We start from the raw sequence: 8,282 nt of genomic DNA, 5'->3' as shown, positions 1-8,282 counted from the left end.
CGGCGCACGCACGGTCCGCGCGGGCGGGCTCTCCCCGGTGGAGGGCCCGCCCGCGCGTCCGTCCGCGGGCACCGGCCCGGCGGGACCCCTCCGGCACCGGCACTAGATTTGATGCATGTCATTCTCAGTCGCCGTCGCGGGTGCCAGCGGCTACGCGGGCGGGGAGCTCCTCCGCCTGCTCGCCGACCACCCGCGCCTCGAGGTCCAGACGCTCACCGCCTTCCAGAACGCGGGCGAGCGTCTGCGACAGGTGCACCCGCACCTCGCCTCGTACGCCGACCGCACCTTCGTGGAGACGACCGCCGAGCAGCTGGCGGGCCACGACGTCGTCTTCCTCGCCCTCCCGCACGGCAGGTCGGGGGCCATCACGGCCGAGCTCGACGACCAGACCCTCGTGGTCGACTGCGGGGCGGATCACCGCCTCGTCGACGAGTCCGCGTGGGACGCGTTCTACGGCGGCGAGTTCGCGGGCGCCTGGCCCTACGGGCTCCCCGAGCTGCTGCACGCGGAGGAGGGCGGCACCCAGCGCACGCGCCTGTCGGGCGTGAAGCGCATCGCGGTGCCCGGCTGCAACGTCACCGCCATCACGCTCGGGCTGCAGCCCGGCATCCGCGCGGGCGTCATCGAGCCGGAGGACATCGTCGCGGTGCTGGCCGTCGGACCGTCCGGCGCCGGCCGCGCGCTGAAGACGAACCTGCTGGCGAGCGAGATCCTCGGCTCCGCGAGCGCGTACGCCGTGGGCGGCACGCATCGCCACACGCCCGAGATCCGGCAGAACCTCGAGACCGCGGGCGGCGGGCACGTGAGCGTCTCGTTCACGCCCGTGCTGGTGCCGATGGCCCGGGGGATCCTCGCCACGGCCACCGCGCGCCTCGCCCCCGGCTTCTCCGCGCACGACGTGCGGGCCGCGTGGGAGCTCGCCTACGCCGAGGAGCCGTTCGTGCACCTGCTGCCCGAGGGGTCGTTCCCGAACGTCTCCGACGTCACGGGATCCAACACCGCGCTCGTGGGCCTGGCGATCGACGAGTCCGCGGGCCGCGTCGTCACGGTCACCGCCATCGACAACCTCGTCAAGGGCACGGCGGGCGCGGCGATCCAGTCGGCCAACATCGCGCTCGGCCTGCCCGAGGCCATGGGCCTCCCGGTGAACGGGGTGGCCCCGTGAGCGTCACCGCCGCGCGCGGCTTCGTCGCCGGAGGGGTCGCCGCCGGCCTCAAATCCACGGGCGCGCTCGACGTCGCCCTCGTCCGCAACACCGGGCCGTCGCAGGCGGCCGCCGCGGTCTTCACCAGCAACCGCTGCCAGGCGAACCCCATCCTCTGGTCGCGGCAGGTCATCGGGGACGGCGTCGTGAGCGCCGTCGTCCTCAACTCCGGCGGCGCCAACTGCTACACCGGATCCCGCGGGTTCCAGGTCACGCACGCCACCGCCGAGGCTGTCGGCCGCGCGCTCGACGTCTCGAGCGGCGACGTGCTCGTCTGCAGCACGGGCCTCATCGGCGAGCAGCTGCCGCTCGAGAAGCTCGAGGACGGGGTCGCCCGCGTCTCCGTCGCGCTCGCCGAGGACGGCGGGGACGACGCGGCCCGCGCCATCATGACCACCGACACGGTGCCCAAGCAGTCGGCCCGCGCGTCGGACGCGGGCTGGACCGTGGGCGGCATGGCCAAGGGCGCGGGCATGCTCGCGCCGGGCCTCGCCACCATGCTCGTCGTGATCACCACCGACGCCGACCTCGACGCCGCCGCGCTCGACGCCGCGCTCCGGGAGGCCACGCGCGTCACGTTCGACCGCCTCGACTCCGACGGCTGCATGTCGACCAACGACCAGGTCACGCTCCTCGCGAGCGGCGCGTCCGGCGTCGTGCCCGACCCGGGGGAGTTCCAGGCCGCGCTCACCGCCGTCTGCGCCGACCTCGCCGAGCAGCTGCAGGCCGACGCCGAGGGCGCGTCCCACGACATCGCCATCGAGGTCGTGCACGCGGCCTCCGACGACGACGCCGTCGAGGTCGGCCGCGCGGTCGCCCGCAGCAACCTCTTCAAGGCCGCCGTCTTCGGCAACGACCCCAACTGGGGTCGCGTGCTCGCGGCCGTCGGCACCACGGGCGCCGCGTTCGACCCGTACGGCATCGACGTCGCCATCAACGGCGTCCAGGTGTGCCGCGCGGGCGAGCCGCACGAGAGCCGCGAGCTAGTCGACCTCCACCCGCGCGCCGTGCACATCCTCATCGACCTGCACGCGGGCGACGCCACCGCGACCATCCTCACCAACGACCTCACGCACGACTACGTGCACGAGAACAGCGCGTACGCCAGCTGATGGGCGACGCAGACGGGACGGACGTGACCGCCATCACGCAGGAGGCCGCCGACCTGGACCAGGCGCAGGCCGAGTCGAAGGCCGCGACGCTCATCGAGTCGCTGTCGTGGCTGCAGCGCTTCCACGACCGCATCGTGGTCGTGAAGTTCGGCGGCAACGCCATGGTCGACGAGGAGCTCACGCGCACCTTCGCGGAGGACGTCGTGTACCTGCGCTACGCCGGGCTCCGTCCCGTCGTCGTGCACGGCGGTGGTCCGCAGATCAGCGCCATGCTCACGCGCCTCGGCATCGAGAGCGAGTTCCGCGGCGGATACCGCGTCACGACCCCGGAGGTGCTCGAGGTCGTCCGCATGGTGCTCACCGGGCAGGTCAGCCGCGACGTCGTGCGCGGCATCAACGCGCACGGCCCGCTCGCGGCCGCTGTCTCGGGCGAGGACGCCGGGCTGTTCACGGGCCGCCGTCGCGGCGCCGTGGTCGACGGCGTCGAGGTCGACCTCGGGCTCGTGGGGGACGTCGTGGCGGTGGATCCCACGGCCGTGCTCGCGCAGCTCGACGCCGGGCGCATCCCGGTCGTGTCCTCCATCGCGCCCGACGAGTCCGACCCGTCGCTGTCCCTCAACGTCAACGCCGACGCCGCGGCCGCCGCGCTCGCCGTGGCCCTCGGCGCCGAGAAGCTCGTGATCCTCACCGACGTCGCCGGCCTCTACCGCGACTGGCCCGACCGCGGATCCCTCGTCTCCGACATCCGCGCCGACGAGCTCCGCGCCCTGCTGCCCTCGCTCGAGTCGGGCATGATCCCCAAGATGGCGGCCTGCCTCGACGCGGTCGACGGGGGAGTGCCCAAGGCCGCGATCATCGACGGCCGCATCCCGCACTCGATGCTCCTCGAGATCTTCACCACGAACGGAATCGGAACGGAGGTCGTGCCCGCATGACCACGACACAGCCGGAGCGTCGCACCACCCAGACCGAGAGCGAGTGGTCCGACCGGTTCCAGGCCGCGATGATGCGCTCCTCGCCGCCCCCGCTCGCCATGCTCGTGCGCGGCGAGGGCTGCCGCGTGTGGGACTCCACGGGACGGGAGTACCTCGACTTCCTCGCCGGCATCGCCGTCAACTCGCTCGGGCACGCGCACCCGGCACTCATCCGCGCGGTCACCGAGCAGGTCTCCACGCTCGCGCACGTCTCCAACTACTTCGCGACGCCGCCGCAGATCGCGCTCGCCGAGCGCCTCCGCCGCATCACGGGCGCGGGTGACACCGGCCGCGTCTACTTCGGCAACTCGGGCGCCGAGGCGAACGAGGCCGCGTTCAAGCTCGCGCGCCGCAACGGATCCGCGCATCGCACGCGCGTCATCACCCTCCAGGGCTCCTTCCACGGCCGCACGATGGGGGCGCTCGCGCTCACCGGCCAGCCCGCGCTGCAGGCGCCGTTCCTCCCGCTGCCCGGCGGCGTCGAGCACATCGCGCCGACGCTCGAGGCCCTCGAGGCCGCGATCGACGACACCGTGCAGGCGCTCATCCTCGAGCCGATCCAGGGCGAGGCCGGAGTGGTCGACCTGCCGGCCGGCTTCCTCCGCCGCGCGCGCGAGCTCACCCGCGAGCACGGTGCGCTGCTGATCCTCGACGAGATCCAGACGGGCGTCGGCCGCACGGGCCGCTGGTTCGCGTACGAGCACGAGGGCGTGCGCCCGGATGCGGTCACCATCGCCAAGGGCATCGCCGGCGGCGTGCCGATCGGCGCGCTCGTCGCGTTCGACGCCGCGGCCGACCTCCTGCAGAAGGGCCAGCACGGATCGACCTTCGGCGGCAACCCGCTCGCCACCGCCGCGGGGAACGCCGTGCTCGCGGAGATCGAGGACGCCGGGCTGGTCGAGAACGCAGCCCGCCGCGGCGAGGAGATCCGCGCCGCCATCACGAGCCTCGACTCCCCGCTCATCGCCGAGGTGCGCGGCCGCGGCCTCCTCATCGGCGTCGGCCTCCACCACGAGGACGGCGGGCGCATCGCGGCCGCCGCGCTGGGCGAGGGCCTCATCATCAACGCCCCGAACGCCCGCAGCCTCCGCATCGCGCCGCCGCTCATCGTCGGCGACGCCGAGGTGCGCGACTTCCGCGAGCGGTTCGGCCGCGCCCTCGGCCACCTGCGCTGATCCCGGCCGCGCCGATCGGCATCGGGGCGGCGATCGGGCCCGGCTCGTCGGCGTCTCCCGCGGGCCCGCCCGCCGACGGGGCGGCCCCCGCACGTCCCCTAGGCTTGTCCAGTCCCGAGTCCCCCCGAGAGCGAGCGATGCGATGACCCGCCACTTCCTGCGCGACGACGACCTGAGCCCGGCCGAGCAGGCCGAGGTGCTCGATCTGGCCGTGCAGCTGAAGCGCGAGCGCTGGTCCGAGCGCCCCCTCGCGGGTCCGCAGACGGTCGCCGTCATCTTCGACAAGTCCTCGACCCGCACGCGCGTGTCCTTCGCCGTCGGGATCGCGGACCTCGGCGGCGTCCCCCTCATCATCAGCACGGCGAACAGCCAGCTGGGCGGCAAGGAGACCGCGAGCGACACCGCGCGCGTGCTCGAGCGCCAGGTGGCCGCCATCGTGTGGCGCACCTACGCCCAGTCCGGCCTCGAGGAGATGGCTGCGGGCACGACCGTCCCCGTGGTCAACGCGCTCTCCGACGACTTCCACCCGTGCCAGATCCTCGCCGACCTCCTCACCATCCGCGAGCACCGCGGCGACCTCGCGGGCCAGACCCTCGTGTTCCTCGGCGACGGCGCGAGCAACATGTCGCACTCCTACCTGCTCGGCGGCGTGACGGCGGGCATGCACGTCCGCATCGCCGCCCCCGCGGGCTACGTGCCGGCCGCGGACGTGGTCGCCGACGCCGAGCGCATCGCCGCGACCACGGGAGGCTCGGTCCGCATCCTCGCCGATCCCGTCGACGCCGTCACCGGCGCCGACGTGGTCATCACCGACACCTGGGTGTCGATGGGCCGCGAGGAGGAGAAGGCCCAGCGCTTGGCCGAGCTCGGCGCGTACCAGGTCACGACCGAGCTCATGGAGCACGCGGTCGACGACGCGATCTTCCTGCACTGCCTTCCCGCCGACCGCGAGTACGAGGTGGCCTCCGAGGTCATCGACGGCCCGCGATCGGTGGTCTGGGACGAGGCGGAGAACCGCCTGCACGCTCAGAAGGCCCTGCTCGTCTGGCTCCTGCGCCGTCCCTGACGCAGCCCGCACACCCCGAGACACCTCAGCAACGAAACGGAGAACGGCATGGCCGAACGCGTGGTACTGGCATATTCCGGCGGACTCGACACCTCGGTCGGCATCGGCTGGCTCAAGGACGCGACCGGCAAGGAGGTCGTGGCCCTCGCCGTCGACGTCGGCCAGGGCGGCGAGGACATGGAGGTCATCCGGCAGCGCGCGCTCGACTGCGGCGCCGTCGAGGCCGTCGTGGTGGACGCGAAGGACGAGTTCGCGGACGACTACATCGTCCCCGCGCTCAAGGCCAACGCCCTCTACCAGAAGCGCTACCCGCTGGTCTCGGGCCTCAGCCGCCCGCTGATCGCGAAGCACCTCGCGCGCGTCGCCCACGAGCTCGGCGCGAACAGCGTCGCGCACGGCTGCACCGGCAAGGGCAACGACCAGGTGCGCTTCGAGGCCGCCGTCGCCGCGCTCGCGCCCGACCTCACCAGCATCGCGCCCGTCCGCGACCTCGCGCTCACCCGCGACAAGGCCATCGTCTACGCGAACGAGCACGACCTGCCCATCGAGCAGAGCAAGAAGAGCCCCTACTCGATCGACAAGAACGTCTGGGGCCGCGCGGTCGAGACCGGCTTCCTCGAGGACCCGTGGAACGGCCCCATCGAGGACCTCTACGAGTACACGCAGGACCCCGACGTGCTCCGCGACCCCACGGAGGTCACCATCACGTTCGAGGCCGGCGTCCCCGTCGCGATCGACGGCGTGCGCTACTCGCCGCTGCGCATCGTGCAGGAGCTGAACGCCGCCGCCGGAGCGCACGGCATCGGCCGCATCGACGTGGTGGAGGACCGCCTCGTCGGCATCAAGAGCCGCGAGGTCTACGAGGCGCCAGCCGCCATGACGCTCATCGAGGCACACGAGGAGCTCGAGTCCCTCACGATCGAGCGCGACCTCGGCCGCTACAAGCGCGGCGTCGAGAAGGACTGGGCGAACCTCGTCTACGACGGCCTCTGGTTCTCGGGCCTCAAGCGCTCGCTCGACGCGTTCATCGAGGACTCGCAGCGCCACGTCTCGGGCGACATCCGCATGACGCTCCGGGGCGGCCGCGCGGTCGTCACCGGCCGTCGCAGCGAGACGAGCCTCTACGACTTCGACCTCGCCACCTACGACACCGGCGACACGTTCGACCAGTCGCTGTCCAAGGGCTTCATCGAGCTGTGGTCGCTGCCGAGCAAGATCTCGGCGCGCCGCGACCTCGCGGTCGAGCAGGCGGCCCTGGCCACCTCCGACGCGGAGCCCGCCGACGCCGCGCCCGCCGCGGAGTAGCGCATGACCGAGAGCACGGATCCGTCCTCCCGGGCGAGCGAGGCGGGCGCCCTGTGGGGCGGCCGCTTCGCCGGCGGTCCGTCGCCGGAGCTCGTGGCGCTCAGCCGCTCCACGCACTTCGACTGGCAGCTGGCGCCGTACGACATCGCCGGATCCCGGGCGCACGCCCGTGCTCTCGCGTCCGCGGGATACCTGTCGGACGCCGAGCGGCAGGCCATGCTGCAGGCGCTCGACACCCTGGAGGACCGCGTGCGCTCGGGCGCGCTCGTCGCATCCGAGGCCGACGAGGACGTGCACGGCGCCCTCGAGCGCGGCCTCATGGACATCGCGGGTCCCGAGCTCGGCGGCAAGCTCCGCGCGGGCCGCAGCCGCAACGACCAGATCGCGACGCTCGTGCGCATGTACCTGCGCGACCACGCGGCCGTCATCCACGTGATGCTCGTGCAGCTCGTCGACGCCCTGGCCGCGCAGGCCGAGGCCGCGGGCGGCGCCATCATGCCCGGCCGCACGCACCTGCAGCACGCGCAGCCGGTGCTGCTCGCGCACCACCTGCTCGCGCACTGCTGGCCGCTGGTCCGCGACCTCGAGCGCCTGGCCGACTGGGATGCACGCGCCGACGTGTCGCCCTACGGATCCGGGGCCCTCGCGGGCAGCACGCTCGGCCTCGACGCGGGTGCCGTCGCCCGCGACCTGGGCTTCGCCCGCAGCTCCGAGAACTCGATCGACGGCACCGCGGCCCGCGACGTCGTGGCCGAGTTCGCGTTCGTGCTCGCCCAGGTCGGCATCGACCTCTCGCGCCTCAGCGAGGAGATCATCCTCTGGAACACGCGCGAGTTCGGGTTCGTCACGCTGAGCGACTCCTTCTCGACCGGGTCCTCGATCATGCCGCAGAAGAAGAACCCCGACATCGCCGAGCTCGCGCGCGGCAAGTCGGGCCGGCTCATCGGCAACCTCGCCGGCCTGCTGGCGACGCTCAAGGGCCTCCCGCTCGCGTACAACCGCGACCTGCAGGAGGACAAGGAGCCGGTGTTCGACTCGGTGCAGACCCTCGAGGTCCTGCTCCCGGCGTTCACCGGCATGATCCAGACCCTCCGCTTCGACGTCGACCGCATGGCGGAGCTGGCGCCCCAGGGCTTCTCGCTCGCGACCGACGTGGCCGAGTGGCTCGTCAAGCACCGGGTGGCCTTCCGCGACGCGCACGAGATCACGGGCGAGCTGGTCAAGCTGGCGGAGTCCCGGGGCGTCGGCCTCGACGGTCTCAGCGACGACGACCTGCAGGGCGTCTCGCCGCACCTGGTGCCTGAGGTCCGCGAGGTCCTGAGCATCGAGGGATCCGTGGCGAGCCGCGACGGCGTGGGCGGCACCGCGCGCGTCCGGGTCGACGAGCAGCGCGCCGAGCTGGTGCGCCGCGTGGCCGAGCTGCGCGCCCGGGCGGACGCCGCAGCC

Annotated in this window: 7 protein-coding genes; all 7 read left to right on the top strand. The window is 73.1% G+C overall.

The window, feature by feature from the left end; all coding sequences use genetic code 11:
* Nucleotides 1-115 precede the first annotated feature (115 nt).
* Nucleotides 116-1,165, top strand: coding sequence for an N-acetyl-gamma-glutamyl-phosphate reductase (gene argC, locus DZG00_RS09485; RefSeq protein ID WP_119381794.1), 1,050 nt, complete (start codon nt 116-118; stop codon nt 1,163-1,165).
* A complete protein-coding gene (argJ, locus tag DZG00_RS09480) occupies nt 1,162-2,316 on the top strand; it encodes a bifunctional glutamate N-acetyltransferase/amino-acid acetyltransferase ArgJ (protein WP_119381795.1) in 1,155 nt (384 codons plus the stop codon). Before argC ends, argJ begins: the two co-directional genes overlap by 4 nt.
* Before the next feature lie 23 nt (nt 2,317-2,339).
* Complete coding sequence (gene argB, locus DZG00_RS09475) at nt 2,340-3,251, top strand: acetylglutamate kinase (RefSeq protein WP_199688910.1); 912 nt, start codon at nt 2,340-2,342, stop codon at nt 3,249-3,251.
* Nucleotides 3,248-4,465 (top strand): acetylornithine transaminase, encoded by a 1,218-nt coding sequence (locus DZG00_RS09470; protein WP_119381797.1) that lies wholly within the window; start codon nt 3,248-3,250, stop codon nt 4,463-4,465. The genes argB and DZG00_RS09470 overlap by 4 nt, the downstream gene beginning before the upstream one ends.
* A gap of 142 nt (nt 4,466-4,607) precedes the next feature.
* Complete coding sequence (argF, locus tag DZG00_RS09465) at nt 4,608-5,531, top strand: ornithine carbamoyltransferase (protein ID WP_119381798.1); 924 nt, start codon at nt 4,608-4,610, stop codon at nt 5,529-5,531.
* Nucleotides 5,532-5,579: 48 nt separating this feature from the next.
* Nucleotides 5,580-6,836 carry an argininosuccinate synthase gene (locus tag DZG00_RS09460; RefSeq protein WP_119381799.1) on the top strand — a complete coding sequence of 419 codons (1,257 nt, stop codon included), beginning with the start codon at nt 5,580-5,582 and terminating at the stop codon, nt 6,834-6,836.
* Nucleotides 6,837-6,839: 3 nt separating this feature from the next.
* The coding region (gene argH, locus DZG00_RS09455) for an argininosuccinate lyase (protein ID WP_119455567.1) at nt 6,840-8,282 on the top strand (1,443 nt) is incomplete at its 3' end.

Origin of the sequence: Clavibacter lycopersici, from assembly GCF_003576405.1 — a bacterium.
Classification (GTDB): domain Bacteria; phylum Actinomycetota; class Actinomycetes; order Actinomycetales; family Microbacteriaceae; genus Clavibacter; species Clavibacter lycopersici.
This window is presented reverse-complemented; position numbering and strand designations above follow the sequence as displayed.

Excerpts from the sequence above, each read along its gene's own strand:
- argC (WP_119381794.1), top strand. The coding sequence starts at position 116 with ATGTCATTCTCAGTCGCCGTCGCGGGTGCCAGCGGCTACGCGGGCGGG.
- DZG00_RS09470 (WP_119381797.1), top strand. The coding sequence starts at position 3,248 with ATGACCACGACACAGCCGGAGCGTCGCACCACCCAGACCGAGAGCGAG.
- argF (WP_119381798.1), top strand. The coding sequence starts at position 4,608 with ATGACCCGCCACTTCCTGCGCGACGACGACCTGAGCCCGGCCGAGCAG.
- DZG00_RS09460 (WP_119381799.1), top strand. The coding sequence starts at position 5,580 with ATGGCCGAACGCGTGGTACTGGCATATTCCGGCGGACTCGACACCTCG.